Below are 19,454 nucleotides of genomic sequence, written 5' to 3' on the forward strand. Positions count from 1 at the left end.
ATCGGCGGCAGACAGTAATTTCCCTTCCGTGGTATTCAGTGCCTGACTGCTAATTTCCAACCCTTTATCACCGGTAATTTGACCTTTTGTGTTATCGATGTCACCGGTTGCCAAGGTAATTTTAGCATTGGACGCAATAGTACCTTGTTGGTTAGTCAGCACTTCTCCCTGTGTATTCACTGTCAATTCAGCGGCAGACTGCAATTTCCCCTTGGTGTTATCCACGGCTTGACTGTTAATGACCAGTCCTTTATTGCCCGCGATTTGTCCTTTGGTATTATTGATATTTCCAGTGACCAATGTAGTTTTAGCGTCAGACGCAATCACCCCATTTTGCGCATTAGTCAACTGGTGTCCCTGCGTATCGACACTCACATTGGCGGCAGACAATACTTTCCCAGCGGTGCTATCCAATGCCTGACTAGTAATTTCCAGACCTTTATCTCCGGTAATTTGCCCCTGGATATTATTGATATCACCGGTTGTCAGTATGATTTTGCTATTAGACGCAATAGTACCTTGTTGATTGATAAGTTTTTGGCCGTTCGTATCTATCGTCAATTCAGCGGCAGATTGTAGTTTACCTTCGGTGTTATCCAGTGCCTGACTAGTAATTTCCAGACCTTTATTGCCTGCGATCTGACCTTTGATATTGTTGATACCACCAGCTATCAGCATGGTTTTAGCATTAGTAGCGATCTTGCCTTTCTGGTTGTTTAGTGTGCCTATTTTCAGATTCAGGTCACCACCATTCAACAACGTACCTCCCGTATTATTCAGGAAATCATTTGTCAGTTGCAGAGAAGTGTTCCCTGTTTGCTGAATAATTCCTTCCTGATTTTCCAGAACAGGTGCTTTTAGGTTCAGTTTTTCCCCAGATAATGCACCACTATTATTTTTCCATTGTATAGGTGTATCTAGGTTTAATTCATGTTTAGCAACCAATGTTCCGTCAGAGGTATTCACATCGGTCTGTGTGGCTGTTAGCGTAATATTGGTGGCATAGGTTTTGCTGTGTTGCAGGTCGACCTTACCACCGGCTACCTGTAAATCTCCACCAGCCAGATTTTTTCCATTAGCTATCACTTCATGGCGGCCATTCAGCACTAAGTTGCCCGTACCTGTAGCTTTTCCGTCAGAATCAATACCTGATGCTAATGTGCCTTGATTGGTACTATCGATGCTATCCGCATTTAGTGTAGTATGGCCGGCTGCTGTAATTTTTCCGCTATTTTCAATTTTACCGTCTACGTTAATCGTGACATCACCTGTTTGAGAACCTATTTCACCCGCATTATGCACTACCGCAGATTGCAATTTATCCTCAGCGTTATTCAATACTGAGCTGGTGATTGTCACTCCATCTTTGGCAACAATTTGACCTTTTTCGTTTTCTAAGTCACCGATGTGCAAAGCCAATGTTTGACCACTAACAATTTGACCAACTTTCAACAGAACAGCTGGCTTGCCTTCAATTTCTTTAGTAACTTTAATAAAATTATTTGTTATTTTATGGCCTTGCGTGTCCACCGATACATGTTCAACAGATGATAATATACCAGCAGTGTTATCCAGCGCATGGCTCCTAACCTTCAGCCCACTATTGGCGATAATTCTTCCTTCTTTATTATTGATATCGCCTGTGGTTAACGTTGCCTTCGCATTGGCAGCAATCTTACCTTGTTGATTATTTAGTGTCCCAACATCCATATTCAGATCACTGGCACTCTGTAACTCCCCTCCGGTATTATCCAAAATATTATGTGTCAATTGCAGAGGAGTATCCCCTGTTTGCAGGATAGTTCCTTCCTGATTTTTCAGAACAGGTGCTTTCAGGTTTAATTTTTCCCCGGATACCGCACCACTATTATTTTTCCATTGTGTAGGCGTATCCAGGTTCAATTCATGTTTAGCAACCAGTGTTCCATCAGAGGTATTTACATCGGTCTGTGTGGCTGTCAGCGTAATATTAGTGGCTGAAGTTTTACTGTGTTGCAAGTCGACTTTACTACCGGTTACCTGTAAATTCCCACCAGCCAGATTTTGTCCATCGGCTATCACTTCATGGCGGCCATTCAATACTAGGTTTCCAGTACCTGTAGCATTTCCATTATCATCAATACCCGCAGCCAATGCTCCTTGAGTGGTACTGTTGATGCTATCGGCATTCAGTGTGGTATGTCCAACAGCCGCAATCGTTCCACTATTATGCAGGGTCAGCCCAGCATTCAGCACCATATCCGTTTTTGCTACTATTTTTCCTGAATTAGCTATATTTTCATGATTAGTGAGTTGTAATTCGTTTTGGCTGTACAGCATTCCACTGTTTTCAATTTTACCATCCACACTAATCGTTACATTGCCTGCTAATGCACCTATTGTACCGGCATTACGAACCCCTACGCCTTTTTCCGTGCCACGTAGAGTGATTGCATTAACATACATCCCCCCTATAGCAGCAACATCCAGTGCAAACTTTGGTTTATTCTTATTATCATCAGGCTTGGTTTCTACAGTCTGCATATTACTGCTGACTGTATTCTGACCTGTCACCACATTCAGGTCATTAGCATACAATTTGGCATTCACGTTAACAGCATTGGCAATTAATTCGGTATAGGCGGTATTCTGTGCACTCATACCGTTGCCTTCCACTGTCAGTTGTCCCCGATTAACATTGAACCCTTTTAACTGACCATTTTCTGTAATGGCTTTTCCGGCAGCCAGAGTAGCTTTGTGGGCATTGATAAAACCACAACCACTACAGGTTATTCCTGCCGGGTTAGCAATCACAACATGAGCTCGTCCTCCAGCAACCTCCAGAAACCCTTCCAGTCGGCTGGTATTACCGCTGTTTATTTCATTGAGAATGATTTTAGCTTCCCCTTTTGCCAGCCAAGGGTTAGCTGTTACCATTCCCGCTAAATTAGTCTGAGTATTTTTATAGCTGTTATTTAGAATTGCGCCTCTTGTTCCCACGTCAAACTGGCTATATTGGTTATGTGAAAGTCCTTGAGCGTTCGGTGTCTGAATATTGATTTGCGGCAAGCCATTGGCTGTTTCCAACACAGTTGGTTGTTGATTACGTGGTGCATTATGATCAGCCACAATATTAGAATTTGGCTGTGCAGAAACTACAACCAGCCCAGAGGCTAAATAAAGCGAAAATGATAAAGAAGAAAGAGTGAATAAACGTGAGCTGAGAGTTTTTGATCTTTGTGATCGGCGGACAGTACTTCCTTGGCCACTTTGAGCAATTTCTGCCACCACCATCAACATCTGGCGAGCTTTGTTAAAAATAATGCGATATAAATGTTTGTTCATAATCAGACAACCTAAATCAATAGTTCCAGTTCACGCTAAAATTTACATTCTTATGGTCAGTTTTAAACCAATCAGGTTTGGAGAAAGGAGTACCAACAGCAAAGTCATAGCTGATATTGATAATATTCAAATTGCCTCGTATACCCGCTATACCACCAGCTAGATGTCTGCCAATTAACGGATTACCATCCATACCGCGGCCACCTATTTCGCCATAATCCACTCCCAGATAGAGTTCCTGTGAAGGCAGTGGCGTTTTCCAAGCCAAAGTATTTTGGAGGTACCATCCCCGATCCGCACTTAAAGTACGCTCACCATCAAAACCTCGAACAGTCCAGCGATTGCCAATATTAAACTGCTCTTGTGGAGTCAATTTTGTGTTGCTCATCTGACGCTGGTAATTAGCCTGATAACGGAATTGCTGCTTACTGATATTGAACGGAACTTCAAGGTCTGCTGACCATTGAAGAATTTTGGAAAGCGCGGTTGCATGATCTGCACCGGAGCGCCACTCTTCAAACGCTGGTTGAGCACCGAACCAACGGGTACCACGTTGGTAGCTAACACTGGTATCCAGTATTGCGGTTCCAAGATAATGGCGGTGATTTAGCTTCAATTTCCAAGCAGTAGTACGACGTTCTTGGCCTTCGACTTTATTTTTATCAATAAAATTTTTGTTTTGGCGCAAGCTAACCTGATAAGCGGCTGTAGTTTTTGATGTGGCATTACGGTGTAGTATGCGGCTAAGCTGTGTAGTGAGGCTGCTTCCTTCACCACCATATAATGCATCATTATGATAACCAGCTACTGTCTGAGCATAGGTATAATGACTACCTGTTATCCCAAATAACCAGTAACCGAAGGGCACTGAATAGTGAGCACTGTAATTTTTAGTGCTTTTCTTGCCGACAAAGCCGAGATCACGACTTACCGTCATATAAAGTAGATCACTTAATGATGTAGGATTATCCAGTGCAAACATTAACCCACTTTGATAACGCCCAGTACTTTTGTTGCCGCTATCATCTATCCAAGCACCAACTCGCCAATAACGTGACTGCTCACGATGGATGATAATATCACTTTCTCCCGGCTTAGCCGCGGGAACTAATTCCATTTTGGCCTGAACAGTTGGAAGGCGCTGAAGATTTTCTAATCCTTGCTCCATATCTCGAAGATCAAATAAATTTCCTTTATGAGCAGGAATTGCTGTATACAGTGTAACATAATGATTTGATTCTAAAGTTTTGGTGACTCGATGGATTTTACCCGCCAATACAACCAGTTTCAGTTTTCCTTCACGCAAATCTTGTTGGGGAGCCAATACACGACTAGTGACCCAACCGTGGCTGACCAATCGATCCTGAATATTTCCCATCAATAAATTGATACCCTGAGAGCCTAAACAATGTCCATTTGCCTGATCCGCTAGACGTTGCAGAGGCAGCCAATGAGGTAGATCTTCTTGACCCGATAATGTTACTTGATGGATAAAAAAACAGGGAAATTCCTTAGGAAATTTCAAATTAGAGGCAGATGAGATGTCATTCGAAAGCTTGACTGTTGGCGCTTTCGCTTCGAGACGTTGTTCTAATACCTGTTGTTGATATTGCTGTTGTTTTTGTTGTTGGAGATGAATAGACGGTTGGTTATCTGCTTGCACAGGCTGAGAAACAAAAACAACCCACCCTGCCAACCCTATAAATATATTGCTGGGAATTACCTTTGCCATAAACTAATCTATAATAATATTAAAATATATTGAATTTTAAGAGGAAAACCAAAGGAGGAATATTATAAATTAATCTGCACAACTTTCAATATAACCAACTGTTTCACATGAAAAAATAAGATAGAAAAGACGAATGAACCAGGTAACTGTAAAATATCAATATATAATTAAAAATAACCCATCCATTATAGATAAAACCAAGTATTTTCATATTAATAATGGAATAATATAAATAAAAACGAATTAAAAATACTCACCTTACATAATAATTAAAAGAAGTATTAAATAACTAACTATTGTTAGGTTGTTTACTTTGCTAATTTATAAATTCCAACAGTTAAATATTGCCATTTATTTTTATTATAGTTTTTTCTTCTTAGCCTGTTTTCTATCCAAGCACTCCTCTACTTCCTTGATTAATCTTAGTTTTGGTTCATTTCCATTAGTATTAATTATCATCAATATTGAAATGTATCGTTGTATTGAATAATCGATAAATTTTCTTTTTATAATGATTTGGGTGATGATTTTTAATCCTGTTATTTCCTATATTTCCAAATAAAAAAGTGGTGAATTTTAAAATTTTTATCATTAATCACACAAAACAACGTTCACCCTAAACTGAATCATAATGGATGCCCTTTTAAGTTTTTTTATTAAAATAAATTTTTCATTTATATCAACCTAATGAGGTAAACCATAATAGAATATTATTTATAATCTTTGGATTTGAGAGATATTTTATTTTTTGAATATCTTTTTACACAGTCTAATCATGACAGTATTTGCTATACCTTACACATAAGAAAACTATCGATATAGCTACGAATAGCATGAATGTCGAGCGGCAACGTATGCAATGGGAACTGATCTGAATACTATTCTTCGCCACTTAAAAAACTCAAATTTAATCCGTAAATAAAACTACTGATTAAGGCATTGAAGTGGCTAACTAATAGTAATGGACATTTCTCCCAACCACAGAGCCATTGACATACTACAAGATTTAAGAAGCTTCTCAAAGGGTGACAAAAATCATTGGAACACATCAGATATAAGATGATTATGTTGTCTCCTTTCTTATAAAATAAGGCAGAATTATGCCAATACTGAATAGCAATAACCAGCCCATTCAGGATAAAAACTGTATAAATTAACAGGAAATTAGATGACTATTGAACGTATTGATCCGGATACCCGCTGGTCAGAAGCGGTTATCCACAATGACACCATTTATTATACCAGTGTGCCGGAAAATCTGGGGGGTGATATCACAGAACAGACCGCCGATACGCTGGCTGCCATTGATGTTATGTTGCAGCGTCTGGGTTCAGACAAAAGTAAGATCATTGATGCAACAATTTTTCTAGCCGATAAAACTGATTTTGCAGGTATGAATGCCGCCTGGGATGCCTGGGTAGTTGCAGGCCATGCTCCTGTACGTTGTACTGTTCAGGCTGAATTGATGCATCCGGAGTACAAAGTAGAAATTAAAGTTATTGCAGCTCGTTAAAAACTGAATACCTTTTCAAAATGACAGAAGTATTCCTTATTCCGCGCAGTGCGTGGAGTAAGGAAGTACCACGTGTTGGAATTCTCACTATTATGGAAAGGCATTTAGTATTTTTCCAATAATTAAATAAGATTCATGTCATTAACAAAATTAATTATCTCAATACTATTATAGCGCCAGATTTATTTTTAATTTTGGTATTACGTTAAATTTTTATAATACTCACCCTATTCCGGTTGGCTTAAATAGTTTACGAGGTAATATATAATCTGTTGCACCTAATTCTAATACTGGTGCTTGTCTGGGTCGGTAATGCCCGCTACGATTATTCCAGCTAGTTAATACCCCACCAGAGAAAGAAAGCTCTCCAGCGAGTAATACAGGGTATTTTGTATAATCGATGCTGTCATCATCCGGGAGCGGTTGGCTGGTATCATGTCGAAACCAGAAAATTCTGCCTTTTATCAGAGAAGTGTGCCCGACTAAGGGATTTTTGGAGTCATAAGCACCACATACTACGATCTGGGGCATATCGGAATATATCACGTACAAATAAAGCCCACTCGGAATATGCTTTTCCATGGAGTTTATGTTTTTCATTACATAATTATAAGTTTCAGCACATTGCTGCTCTTCTTGTTCTTCAGACCCAGACCAGCATTGCCTGAATATCTTAAACCGGGATCGATGCTTTTTCGGTGCGTTAGGCTCAGGAAAAGTCCGTTCGAGTATGTATATTTGATCAATATTTTGATGCGGTTGCTGATAAGGCGCTTTGGGTCGCCCGGGCTTTGGTTTATTTTTAGTATCAAAGTGATCTAAACAGTCGTATTGAATTATTTTGGTTCTTTTCTCATAAATTGCACTAAGGTTTTTTAATGCTCCCTCTGGCATATTATTGCTATAATTTCTTATGTTTTCAGAAACCCTCGGATTTATATGCCAAAGTTCCTTTTCATCATCGCTCATATTATATTTCCACACTTAATTATTAATAAGACTAAACAAATTAATTTTCAATGAATAAATTAATTCGATGTTATATCAGAATAAAATCAATCTTCATTAGATTAATTGACATGTTGAACATAGTTTTTAAATTAAAAGAAGAAAATTTTAATTGTTTATTTTTTTAAAATTAAAGTTTTTTATATTATGGGATTAGGTTAGTAATCTGAAAATTCTTTATAACAAATAGATGAATTTTTGCAACTACTATTATACGCAATATGAACGAAAAAAATTTTATCCGTATACCTCTAATGTCGAAATTCAGAATATTATCTGACCACACCCGTGGTCAGATAATAATAGTAGAATTTATTCAAATTCATTCCACGAACGCCCATCACGGGTGATCATGGCGATGGAAGCAACCGGCCCCCAGGTTCCTGCCTGATAGGGCTTGGGTGGTTCGTTATCCGCTGCCCAAGCTTCCATGATGGAATCAACCCATTTCCAGGCTTCTTCCACTTCATCCCGACGAACAAACAGTGCCTGAATACCACGCATAGCTTCCAGCAGCAGACGTTCATAAGCATCAGCAAGGTGAGTCTGATTGAATGTTTCTGAGAAGCTCAAATCAAGTTTTGTTGTCTGCAAACGGTGTTTATGCTCCAGCCCCGGTGCTTTATTGAGCACTTCAATATCAATGCCTTCATCCGGCTGCAAACGGATGGTCAATTTATTTTGCGGTAGTTGTTGGTAGGAGCCAGCAAACAGGTTTAATGGCGGTTCTTTAAAATAAACCACAACTTCAGAGCATTTAGCCGGTAAACGTTTACCCGTTCTCAGATAAAAAGGAACACCAGACCAACGCCAGTCATCAATATCAACACGAACCGAAACAAAAGATTCTGTCTTGCTGGCCTTATTTGCCCCCTCTTCTTCCAGATATCCCGGCACCTTTTTGCCATGAACAAATCCTGCGGTGTATTGCCCGCGAACTGTTTTTTCACGTACGTTGGTGTGGTCAATCCGCCGTAATGAGCGCAGCACTTTGACTTTTTCATCACGAATACGATCTGCGGACAAATCAGACGGCGGTGACATGGCAATCATGGTCAGGATTTGCAGCAGGTGATTCTGGATCATATCACGCATCTGACCGGCCTGATCGAAATATCCCCAGCGCCCTTCGATACCGACTTCTTCAGCAACCGTGATTTGTACATGGTCTATCGTACGATGATCCCAGTTATTAACAAACAAAGAGTTAGCAAAACGTAACGCCAGCAGGTTCAATACCGTTTCTTTACCCAGATAATGGTCGATACGATAAATCTGACTCTCACCGAAGTATTTGGCGACTTCGTCATTGATGGCTCGGGAAGAAGCAAGGTCTGTCCCCAGAGGTTTTTCCATCACGACACGGTTAGGTTCTTGATTCAATCCCGCAGCACCCAACCCATGGCAGACAGCACCAAATGTGCTTGGCGGCATAGCGAAGTAATGAATGGCAGGTAATTTATCCTGATTGAGAATTTTCGCCAGCCGGGAGAAATGTTCCGTTTCATTGACATCCAGATTACAGAATTCCAGACGCGAACTGAGTTTCTTCCATAATTCCGGGTCCAGTTTCTCGGACATAAATGTCGTTAATGCTTCTTCAACCAACTTTGTATAGGCTTTTTTATCCCAATCAGCACGACCAACCCCGATAATGCGGGTATCTGGATGGATATAACCCGCTTTTTCCAGTTGGTAAAGGGAAGGCATTAATTTCCGGCGTGCTAAGTCTCCTTTTGCCCCAAAAATAACCAAATCACAAGCCTGAGCTGTAGACGTCACCGCCATGTTGCATCTCCTCAATTACGGGATATTGTAATTTTTTTACAGAAATTGCAGGTAATGTACTCTTTTGGTTATATGCAGTAAATACTTCATTCCTGAATCAGGATGGCCTGCATAAATCTTATTACTCAATTTTCTGTGCATAAATTTTTACATTTCATCTTGTATTATGAATGATATTGTATTGAAAAGTGGTAATTAGATGAAAATTTACAACGAGTAAGAAGTAATCTTACCAAGTTGAAAGTTAGATGTTTGTCATATTTTCATGAAAAATATCAGGTTACTGATTTTTACCACTGCCAGCTTTCAGCAACAAGTAGTATATTTTCACGAAAATTACATACACTTCTCCTGTGAATGAAGTCATTAAACCGAGGTTGAACTGCGTCTTATGAATACACTGGAACAGCTGCAAAATAGCCTTGATGTTTTGAGTAAGTCTGAGAAAAAAGTTGCGCAGGTCATTCTTGATTCACCACATACTGCCATTCATTCAAGTATTGCTACTCTGGCAAAAATGGCGAATGTCAGTGAACCTACGGTTAATCGTTTTTGCCGTCGTCTGAATACCAAAGGCTTTCCTGACTTTAAATTGCATTTAGCACAAAGTCTGGCGAATGGTACACCTTATGTAAATCGCAACGTAGAAGAAAGTGACAGCGTCACATCTTATACTAATAAAATTTTTGAATCGGTGATGGCCAATCTGGAAACAGTCAAAAGTAGTCTGGATATCGCGACCATTAACCGTGCTGTTGATCTGCTGACACAGGCAAGAAAAATCTCTTTCTTTGGGCTGGGCGCATCTGCTGCTGTAGCACATGATGCCATGAACAAATTTTTCCGCTTCAACATTCCTGTCTGCTATTTTGATGATATTGTTATGCAGCGCATGAGCTGTATTAACAGTACTGAAGGGGATGTTGTTGTGCTGATTTCCCATACCGGGCGAACTAAGAATCTGGTGGAGCTTGCCAGACTGGCCCGGGAAAATGACGCAACAGTTATTGCCATCACTTCAACCGGTTCCCTGCTGGCACAGGAAGCCACCCTCCCTATTCTGTTGGATGTTCCCGAAGACACGGATATTTATATGCCAATGGTTTCCCGAATTGCTCAACTTACCATCATTGATGTGCTGGCAACGGGTTTTACACTGCGCAGAGGTTCAAAATTCAGAGATAACTTGAAGAAAGTCAAGGAAGCATTACGCAATTCGCGGTTTGATAAGCACGACTGAAGCATAAAAATAGACTGTGTTTTTGTTCACTATTTATCAACTCTCCAGCCTGATAGCATAATGGAAAGTTTATCCCCGCAATATCATTTATGTTACACATATTGCGGGGTTGATAATCAAAAAATTCACATGGTTATTTCACGGTAATCAAACATCCATACTTTACAGGTCAACGGAGTAATACATGTCCAGACGGCTCAGAAGAACCAAAATCGTCACTACACTAGGCCCTGCTACAGATCGTGATAACAATTTAGAGAAAGTGATCAATGCGGGTGCTAACGTTGTCCGCCTTAATTTTTCTCATGGTACAGCAGAAGATCATATCCTGCGCGCAAATAAAGTGCGGGAAATTGCGGCTCGACTGGGATGTCATGTAGCTATCCTTGGTGATTTACAAGGCCCTAAAATACGTGTATCGACTTTTAAAGAAGGGAAAATATTTCTGAATATCGGGGATAAATTCCTGCTTGATGCTAATTTAGGCAAAGGAGAAGGCGATAAAGAAAAAGTCGGTATTGATTACAAAGGCCTGCCATCAGATGTTACAACCGGCGATATCCTGTTACTGGATGATGGGCGGGTTCAATTAAAAGTGCTTGATGTACAGGGTATGAAAGTATTTACGGAAGTGACTGTCGGCGGCCCGCTTTCCAATAACAAAGGTATTAATAAACAAGGCGGCGGTTTATCTGCTGAAGCTCTGACAGAAAAAGACAAAGAAGATATTACTACTGCTGCAAAAATCGGCGTTGATTATCTTGCGGTATCTTTCCCTCGCTCTGGTGAAGATCTGAATTATGCCCGCCGTTTGGCGCGGGATGCCGGTTGCGAAACACAAATTGTTGCCAAAGTAGAACGTGCCGAAGCGGTCAGCAGTGATGAAATCATTGATGAAATTATTCTGGCATCTGATGTTGTCATGGTAGCCCGAGGCGATTTGGGTGTTGAAATCGGCGATCCCGAATTAGTTGGAGTCCAGAAAAAACTCATTCGTCGTGCCCGTCAACTGAATCGTGTCGTAATCACAGCAACTCAGATGATGGAATCGATGATTACCAACCCAATGCCAACACGAGCCGAAGTGATGGATGTTGCTAACGCCGTCCTTGATGGTACTGATGCTGTGATGTTGTCTGCGGAAACTGCGGCGGGTCAGTACCCAGCAGAGACTGTTGCAGCAATGGCTCAGGTTTGTCTGGGAGCAGAAAAAATGCCGGGCATCAATGCATCCAAGCACCGATTGGATATCACATTTGACAGTATTGAAGAAGCTATCTCAATGTCTGCCATGTATGCCGCCAATCACCTGAAAGGTGTCAAAGCCATTATCGCCATGACCGAGTCAGGTCGTACAGCGCGTATGATGTCACGTATCAGCTCCGGTTTGCCCATTTTTTCCATGTCACGCCACGAATCGACTCTGAATCGCACCGCATTATACCGCGGAGTAACTCCGGTTTACTGTAGCAGCCACACTGATGGCATCACCGCAGCTAGCGAAGCTGTCAGCCGCCTGCGTGACAGAGGTTACTTAACTTCTGGTGATTTAGTGCTGGTCACACAGGGAGATCAGATGGGAACTATCGGCAGTACCAATACCTGCCGAGTACTTGAAGTCGAATAGAACAGGCTTATCGAACCCATGCTTATTCTGCGCGACCTCAAAACGCGCAGAATAGCAATAAACAGATACTATTAATTCTGTTCCGAAACTAATATTGCCAGAGTATCCGGCTCCAGTGCTTTAAATATATGCTCCTGATCTGCCGGATAACAAATATAATCGCCTTCACTTAACTCTTCCGGGGTTTCAGTCAGCCCCACCAATGCCCGCCCTTTAGCTACGATAATATGTTCTACCGAACCTGCCGGATGTGGCTCTGAAAGGCGATCTGCTCCCGGCTCAGTCATCAGTAAATAGATATCGCGACGTGCCCCCGGCGGACAGGTTGCCAATAAAGTCGCCTGATAGTTTGCCTGTTCAGCGGCTACTTTAGTTCCTTCACCACGTCGGATCACCTGCGTTTTATTACTTTGAGGCTCCAGCAAACGGGCAAAAGGAATATTTAATGCCACACACAATGCCCAGAGCGTTTCAATACTGGGGTTTCCATTCCCCGCTTCCAACTGTGAAAGTGTAGATTTGGCAATACCTGCACGCCGCGCCACTTCCGCCATTGAAAATCCCGCACGTGTACGCTCACGAACCAGACTTTTCGCAATTATGCTGATTGGCTGTGTCATTATTGCTGCTCCTCTGTTCGTTAAAAAGAACGAAATGTTCATCTTGACCTACATTTCAATACTGTTCATTATAATGTAATTTTGTTCGATATGGGTAAAGGTATATGTTCACACGCTATTTTTCATGCCTGTCAGGAGATATCAAAAAAGCAATATTTCTGGTTTATCTGGCTGTCGGAGTAGTAGGCGTTTCTTATGGATCGCTCGCTATTGCTTATGGCTTCCCACTATGGCTTCCTCTTATCTTATCCGTGCTGGTAGTGGCGGGAGCATCTGAGTTTATGTTTATTGGCATCATTGCAAGCGGGGGTAATCCACTTGCAGCAGCAATGGCAGGTTTATTGGTCAATGCGCGTCATTTACCCTTTGGTGTGGCGGTACGTGAATTAGTCGGAAAAGGTGCAGCAAAGTTTTTGGGCTGCCACATTATGAATGATGAAAGTGTGGTATTCGGTATGTCGCAATCAACACCAGAACAACGTAAAGCGGCATACTGGTTATGTGGTATCGGTGTCGTTCTGTTCTGGCCATTAGGGGTTCTTCTTGGCGGCACGGTAGGCAAATTTATTCCGGCTCCAGAAGTTATTGGTCTGGATGCAGTTTTTCCGACAATCCTTCTAGCGATGGTAATCCCTGCTTTCAAAAATAAAACTTCACTGATTCGAGCTTCCTGTGGAACTGCTCTTTCGCTTTCTGTTGTACCTTTTGTGCCCGTGGGTTTACCTGTTCTGCTGTCGTTATTCGGCTTACTGGCGAGGAAAAAATAATGGCAGACTATTCACTGATTATTATTGGTATTGCAATACTGTCACTGGGCACTTATTTCATGCGTTTTGGCGGAGCAAAACTGGGGAATAAACTGGCTTTATCTGAACGTTCCCAAGCATTGCTTTCTGATGCTGCAACTACATTGTTGTTTGCTGTAGCTCTTGCTGCAACTTTCTACGAAGGTGAAAATTTTGCCGGTATGGCGCGTGTATTGGGTGTTGCAATCGCTGTGTTTCTCGCCTGGCGGAAAGCACCTTTAATTGTGGTCATTTTGTCGGCAGCACTTATAACCGCACTACTGCGCTATGCAGGAATAAACTAAGAAGCACTTAAAATTACAGAATATTAATCATAGTCAGGAGCAAAAATTGCCCCTGACTATGATTAAATCAGATATCTTTCCTTTTATAAGGCTCGATATCCCCCTCTTTTCGGGTCTTAAGCAATTTTAATATCCAGGTATACTGTTCAGGATTAGGCTTCACCAACTCTTCCAATTCCTGATTCATCCGGCGGGCGATATAAGCATCATCCTGCCCTGCAATATCATCCATCGGTGGGCGAATATAGATATCAAGCTGATGAGTTTCACAATTATAAACCGGGAACAAAGGAACAATTGCCGCTTTGCACACTTTCATTAAACGCCCGACCGCAGGCAGTGTTGCTTTATAAGTCGCAAAGAAATCAACAAATTCACTATGTTCTTCACCGTGATCCTGATCCGGAAGATAATACCCCCAGTACCCCTGACGCACTGATGCAATAAAAGGTTTTATTCCCGCATCTCGGGAATGTAAACGCCCGCCAAAATAGCAACGAGCCTTGTTCCATAAATAATCCGCCACTGGATTACTCTGGTGATGAAACATGCCTGATATTGTCTGCCCACGAGCGGCCAGTAACATTGCAGGAATATCTATAGCCCAGCCATGTGGCACCATAAAGATGACATTTTTACCCTGTTCTTTTAAATCCTGAGTAATTTCCTCACCATGCCACTGAGTTCGTTGGAGTGTAGACTTCGCACCTCTAAAGCAAAGCTCGGCGAGCATAACAAAAGATTGTGGCGCAGTTGCGAACATTTTGTCGATTAATATTTCATGCTGCTGTTCTGACAATTCGGGGAAACAATACAACAGATTAATCTTCGCTCTTCGCCGGGCACTTTTTGCTTTCCGGCCTGCAAAAACACCGATTTTAGCCAGCAAAGGGTCACGCCATTTAACAGGGAGATAAGCCAATCCCGCCAATATTCCGACACCAGCCCAAATTCCCCAATAACGAGGATGCAAATAGGATAAATGAAACGTTGGGATATAACCCTGTTTACTATCTGTATCTTTCTCTTTATTCATGAGCTAACTCTGATGGCTCCATAAACTTCCAAATCATTTGCTTCCAGTCTGTTTTCAACAAATATAACTTAAAAGCGGATGATACCAATCATCCGCTTTTAAGTGTTAGCAATCTGAGTTGTTAATTTAACGACAGCTGCGGTTTAATTTCCTTAACCATCGCGATATATTCCGAACGTTCTTTACCACTTAACCCACCGGAACGCGGTAATTTTGCAGTCAATGGATTTACCGGCTGCTGGTTATCCCAGAATTCAAAATGTAAATGAGGGCCGGTTGTGCGACCAGTATTACCCGACAGGCCGATACGTTCGCCACGTTTCACTTTCTGCCCCGGTTTTACCAGTAACTTTCTCAGGTGCATGTATCGGGTTGTGTACTGACGACCATGCCGGATTGCAATGAAATTTCCGGCGGCGCCATCAAATTTGGAAACAATAACTTCGCCATCACCGACAGCCAGAACGGGTGTTCCTACAGGCATAGCAAAATCAACGCCTTTGTGAGCTGTCACTCTTCCCGTGACAGGATTTAAACGACGCGGATTAAAAGAAGAAGAGACTCGGAATTGTTTTGTTGTTGGAAAACGTAAAAAACCACGCTCCAAACCAGATGCATTGCTATCGTAAAAACGACCATCATCAGCCCGAAATGCGTAATAATCATTACCACCGCTTTGTAAGCGAACACCTAACAACTGGCTCTGTTCACTTTTACCGTTAAGCATTTCGCGGGACATTAATACAGAGAACTGATCGCCTTTACGCAATTTGCGAAAATCTATCTGCCATTGCAGCGCCTTGGTCACTTCCCTTGCTTCGCTGCTGGTTAACCCTGAAGTTAATGCACTTCCGGTAAAATTACCATTTACCGTGCCCTTAATGACATTGTTAACCCATTCCCCTTTCTGGAGTTCTTTTGTTTCTTTGAAGATATCGCCTTCACGTGTATAAACCCGTGTTTCACGGCGTGACATTCCCCACGTTAAGGTTTTCAACCGGCCATCTTCATCGACATTCCATGATAATGACTGACCGATATTCAAATCACGCAATGCTCTATTCTGATTCGCCAGTAAAGCAATATCTGACGAATCAATACCAAACTGATTTAGAATAGAGCTTAAAGTATCACCACTGGAAACGACATATTGATGAGGAACATTTACAGCGGCTTCTGATTCACTTTCTTCATCCCTGACCCCTTCATCTGAGAACTGCTCGTTAGTATCACCTAGCGTATCATCTGTCGCATCAGGAATAGTGCTGGGAGCTGTGATGCTAATACTCCCTGTTCTTTCCATTCTTTCTTCTTGTTCATGATAAACAACCGGCCGCCACACAGCCACAGCTAAAGTGACCAACGTCAAAGAGCCAAGCATGATTTTATGTGGTTTAGGCAGGTTGTTATATACCAAAACGATAGTTTTAACCATCTGCTGCACTATATAGAATTCCTTATTATATTAATTAATTCAGGCAGCCCAGGTACTGTTTTGACAGTTGAGTTATAAAATTCATATAACTGTCTTTATTCAATACAATGCCACTTCCCAATGGGTCAAGTGTTCCAATACGTACATCAGTACCTTTTACTATGGCATTAATGACGGCTGGCCTGAATTGAGGCTCAGCAAAAATACATTTTGCTTTTTGCTCAACCAATTGTGTTCGTATGTTATGTAGTCTCTGCGCACCGGGTTGTATTTCAGGGTTCACGGTAAAAGCACCCAATGGTGACAATTGATAATGTTTTTCAAAATAGCCATAAGCGTCATGAAAAACAAAATATCCCTGCCCTCGCGCGGGTTTTAGCATATGCGTAATATTCTTGTCAGTTTCTACAAGCTGTCCATTGAATTTACGTAGGTTTACGTCTAATTGTTGCTTGTGTTGAGGATACCGCTCAGCAAGCTGGGTATATATCGCCTGAGCCGCCCGCTCTGCAATCTTTGGTGACAGCCAAATATGCATATTATATTGGCCATGGTGATGATGTTCGTGATCTGTATCATGTTTATGCTGACTCGATTCATCTGAATCATGTTTATCTTCACTATTTTTCAGTAATAAGGGTTTAATAGTAGGTAATTCAGCCAATTCCAGTTGTTTATTTTTTGCAATTTTCTCTATTGGCTTTGCTAAGAAAGTTTCCATATCCGGGCCAATCCAGACAACCAGATCAGCCTGATCAAGTTTACGAATATCCAAAGGCCTTAAAGCATAATCATGGGGGGAAGCTCCATCAGGCAAAAGTACCTGAGTTTCTGTTACACCATCAGCAATAGCTGCTGCGATAAAGCCCAGAGGACGGATAGATGTGACAACATCCGCCTGAGCAGAATAATTAATACCCGCTGTCAGCGCAGAAAGCAGAACTGCCTGACGAAAAAATATATGCGCGTATTTTTGTTGTTTGTGTAACATATTATGAATATCCCATGCATAGAATCGAAAAATGTTATATTATAACATTTCAATGATTCTGCAAGACACTTTCAACATGCCTGTTATGTAACATGCCAATTATGATCACCCTGAAAAACATTACGGTTAAGTTTGGTAGCCGCACGGTATTAAACAATATTTCTTTCAACCTTACACAAGGTAAGATCCTGACGTTAATCGGCCCGAATGGGGCTGGTAAATCAACGTTAGTACGCATCGTTCTGGGATTAATCCGCCCTACTTCCGGTGTCATTGAGCACAGCCAAACACTAAGGATAGGATACGTTCCACAAAAATTGAATCTTGACCCCACTCTTCCTCTGACTGTTAAACGTTTCATGATGCTTAAACCCGCTGTTAAATCGGCTGACATCATCCCTGTTTTAGAACGGGTCAATGCCGCTCATTTATTACAGCAACCCATGCAAAAACTATCAGGGGGAGAAACTCAACGAATTTTACTCGCCAGAGCTTTACTCAATCATCCTCAACTGTTGGTTCTTGATGAACCGACACAGGGTGTTGATGTGAATGGTCAATTAGCACTTTATGATTTAATTAATCAAATCAGAACAGAACTAAATTGCGCTGTCCTTATGGTATCGCATGACCTGCACTTGGTGATGGCGAAAACAGACGAGGTTTTATGCCTTAATCAACACATTTGCTGTTCAGGCACTCCTGAAGTGGTATCCATGCATCCGGAATTTATTGCCATGTTTGGTCGTCATGGTGCCGAACAACTGGCAGTTTATCGCCATCATCACAATCATCATCACGATTTAAAAGGGAAAATTATTTTGAAAAAGGGTGGAGAGCCTCGCCAATGATCGAACTACTCTTTCCGGGCTGGCTGGCCGGAGTTTTATTGGCGATTGCCGCCGGACCTCTCGGCTCTTTTGTCGTCTGGCGCAGAATGTCCTATTTTGGCGATACGCTGGCTCATGCTTCACTGCTCGGCGTAGCATTCGGCTTTTTATTAGATATCAATCCGTTTTATGCGGTGATTGCCGTGACACTGATACTGGCTGCTATTCTGGTCTGGCTGGAGAAACGCCCGCAATTAGCCGTTGATACGTTACTGGGCATTATGGCTCACAGTGCATTATCACTGGGTTTAGTGGTTGTCAGCTTTATGAGCGGTATCCGGGTTGACCTGATGGCTTACTTATTCGGTGACTTACTCTCTGTGACTTATGAAGATCTGTGGCTGATTACGGCAGGTGTTGCTATTGTTACGGGATTACTGGCATGGCAATGGCGCGCTTTGTTGTCGATGACGGTCAGTCAGGATCTGGCTTTCGTTGATGGTGTCAACATTCAGCGGTTACGTGTGTTGTTAATGTTGGTTACTGCTCTGACTATCGGCTTGGCAATGAAATTCGTCGGGGCACTGATTATCACTTCTTTACTGATTATTCCGGCTGCTACTGCCCGCCGTTTTGCCCGCACACCTGAACAGATGGCAGTCTGTGCTATTGGTATCGGCATGTTCTCTGTTACCGGCGGGTTAACTTTATCAGCATTTTATAATACCCCGGCAGGCCCTTCTGTTGTGCTTTGTGCTGCGGTGTTATTTGCTTTGAGTTTAACGTGTAAGGCAAGAAGTTAATTATCTCATCAAATAAATACTATCTAATCAAATAAGTACTATCTAATCGAATAAGTATCAGGGTCATAATGCTAACAATTATGGCCCTTTTTATTTAGATCAAAACGCCAGAATAAAAGTATCGACACAAACAAATAATAACATTAGGCTACTATCACCATAATCACATAACTCAGTAATCTCTGCTCGAAAACATCGCTCTTAGAATAGATATCAATTTCATTTTCCAACTTAATTTCAAAATTAATCAACGTCACTCATAGACAGGATCTTAAGAATTAAGCCTTTCAAAACACGCATCCAATGTTTTGTTTTTACATGATTTTCTTTGTGGTGTTTTGAACGCGTTCTGGCATAAATATTCTTGTGCTTTTTCCAGCCAAAAATACGTTTCCGACCACGCCTTTTGGAGCAGGT

15 protein-coding genes and 1 pseudogene are annotated in these 19,454 nt (G+C 41.6%); 8 read left to right on the forward strand and 8 right to left on the reverse strand.

Annotated elements, in window-relative coordinates; translation table 11 throughout:
• Both Xinn_RS16960 and Xinn_RS16965 read right to left on the reverse strand, forming a co-directional pair.
• Positions 1–3,324: two-partner secretion domain-containing protein (locus Xinn_RS16960; protein ID WP_153043411.1), on the reverse strand; the 3,324-nt coding region annotated here is incomplete at its 3' end.
• A gap of 16 nt (positions 3,325–3,340) precedes the next feature.
• Positions 3,341–5,056: a ShlB/FhaC/HecB family hemolysin secretion/activation protein gene (locus tag Xinn_RS16965; protein WP_086953038.1), complete on the reverse strand. Its 1,716-nt coding sequence runs from the start codon at positions 5,054–5,056 to the stop codon at positions 3,341–3,343.
• Between the two features lie 797 nt (positions 5,057–5,853).
• Between Xinn_RS16965 and Xinn_RS23500 the strand changes: the two are divergent.
• Together Xinn_RS23500 and Xinn_RS16970 are read left to right on the forward strand one after the other, a co-directional pair.
• A pseudogene (locus Xinn_RS23500) lies at positions 5,854–5,960 on the forward strand (IS1-like element transposase); the annotation flags it as partial.
• A 264-nt stretch (positions 5,961–6,224) separates the two neighbouring features.
• Positions 6,225–6,569 carry a RidA family protein gene (locus Xinn_RS16970; protein ID WP_086953037.1) on the forward strand — a complete coding sequence of 115 codons (345 nt, stop codon included), beginning with the start codon at positions 6,225–6,227 and terminating at the stop codon, positions 6,567–6,569.
• A 222-nt stretch (positions 6,570–6,791) separates the two neighbouring features.
• On the opposite strand, the gene Xinn_RS16975 is transcribed toward Xinn_RS16970, so the two are convergent.
• The gene (locus tag Xinn_RS16975; RefSeq protein WP_086953036.1) at positions 6,792–7,538 is read right to left on the reverse strand and encodes a hypothetical protein; all 747 of its coding nucleotides are present in this window, start codon (positions 7,536–7,538) and stop codon (positions 6,792–6,794) included.
• Between the two features lie 351 nt (positions 7,539–7,889).
• Positions 7,890–9,365 carry a glucose-6-phosphate dehydrogenase gene (gene zwf, locus Xinn_RS16980; protein ID WP_086953035.1) on the reverse strand — a complete coding sequence of 492 codons (1,476 nt, stop codon included), beginning with the start codon at positions 9,363–9,365 and terminating at the stop codon, positions 7,890–7,892.
• Between the two features lie 391 nt (positions 9,366–9,756).
• On the opposite strand from zwf, the gene Xinn_RS16985 reads away from it, so the two are divergent.
• Together Xinn_RS16985 and pyk are read left to right on the forward strand one after the other, a co-directional pair.
• Positions 9,757–10,605, forward strand: a complete 849-nt coding sequence (locus Xinn_RS16985; protein WP_086953034.1) for a MurR/RpiR family transcriptional regulator — start codon at positions 9,757–9,759, stop codon at positions 10,603–10,605.
• 184 nt (positions 10,606–10,789) lie between these two features.
• Complete coding sequence (gene pyk / locus Xinn_RS16990) at positions 10,790–12,232, forward strand: pyruvate kinase (protein ID WP_086953033.1); 1,443 nt, start codon at positions 10,790–10,792, stop codon at positions 12,230–12,232.
• Positions 12,233–12,303: 71 nt separating this feature from the next.
• On the opposite strand, the gene Xinn_RS16995 is transcribed toward pyk, so the two are convergent.
• The gene (locus Xinn_RS16995) at positions 12,304–12,852 is read right to left on the reverse strand and encodes a helix-turn-helix domain-containing protein (RefSeq protein ID WP_086953032.1); all 549 of its coding nucleotides are present in this window, start codon (positions 12,850–12,852) and stop codon (positions 12,304–12,306) included.
• A gap of 104 nt (positions 12,853–12,956) precedes the next feature.
• Between Xinn_RS16995 and Xinn_RS17000 the strand changes: the two genes are divergently transcribed.
• On the forward strand, positions 12,957–13,619 hold the full coding sequence (locus Xinn_RS17000; protein ID WP_086953031.1) for an AzlC family ABC transporter permease: 663 nt from the start codon (positions 12,957–12,959) through the stop codon (positions 13,617–13,619).
• The gene (locus Xinn_RS17005) at positions 13,619–13,942 is read left to right on the forward strand and encodes an AzlD domain-containing protein (RefSeq protein ID WP_086953030.1); all 324 of its coding nucleotides are present in this window, start codon (positions 13,619–13,621) and stop codon (positions 13,940–13,942) included. Before Xinn_RS17000 ends, Xinn_RS17005 begins: the two co-directional genes overlap by 1 nt.
• A 67-nt stretch (positions 13,943–14,009) precedes the next feature.
• Here Xinn_RS17005 and lpxM read toward each other — a convergent pair whose 3' ends face one another.
• The 3 genes from lpxM to znuA all read right to left on the reverse strand — a co-directional run bounded on the left by lpxM (position 14,010) and on the right by znuA (position 17,404).
• On the reverse strand, positions 14,010–14,978 hold the full coding sequence (gene lpxM, locus Xinn_RS17010; protein ID WP_086953029.1) for a lauroyl-Kdo(2)-lipid IV(A) myristoyltransferase: 969 nt from the start codon (positions 14,976–14,978) through the stop codon (positions 14,010–14,012).
• A gap of 121 nt (positions 14,979–15,099) precedes the next feature.
• Positions 15,100–16,422 carry a murein DD-endopeptidase MepM gene (gene mepM / locus Xinn_RS17015; RefSeq protein WP_086953028.1) on the reverse strand — a complete coding sequence of 441 codons (1,323 nt, stop codon included), beginning with the start codon at positions 16,420–16,422 and terminating at the stop codon, positions 15,100–15,102.
• Between the two features lie 25 nt (positions 16,423–16,447).
• Positions 16,448–17,404 (reverse strand): zinc ABC transporter substrate-binding protein ZnuA, encoded by a 957-nt coding sequence (gene znuA, locus Xinn_RS17020; protein WP_086953027.1) that lies wholly within the window; start codon positions 17,402–17,404, stop codon positions 16,448–16,450.
• 92 nt (positions 17,405–17,496) lie between these two features.
• On the opposite strand from znuA, the gene znuC reads away from it, so the two are divergent.
• Complete coding sequence (znuC, locus tag Xinn_RS17025) at positions 17,497–18,255, forward strand: zinc ABC transporter ATP-binding protein ZnuC (protein ID WP_086953026.1); 759 nt, start codon at positions 17,497–17,499, stop codon at positions 18,253–18,255.
• The gene (gene znuB / locus Xinn_RS17030; RefSeq protein ID WP_086953025.1) at positions 18,252–19,037 is read left to right on the forward strand and encodes a zinc ABC transporter permease subunit ZnuB; all 786 of its coding nucleotides are present in this window, start codon (positions 18,252–18,254) and stop codon (positions 19,035–19,037) included. Before znuC ends, znuB begins: the two co-directional genes overlap by 4 nt.
• Positions 19,038–19,454 lie beyond the last annotated feature (417 nt).

Origin of the sequence: Xenorhabdus innexi (assembly GCF_002632485.1) — a bacterium.
In the GTDB taxonomy this organism is placed as follows: Bacteria; Pseudomonadota; Gammaproteobacteria; order Enterobacterales; family Enterobacteriaceae; genus Xenorhabdus; species Xenorhabdus innexi.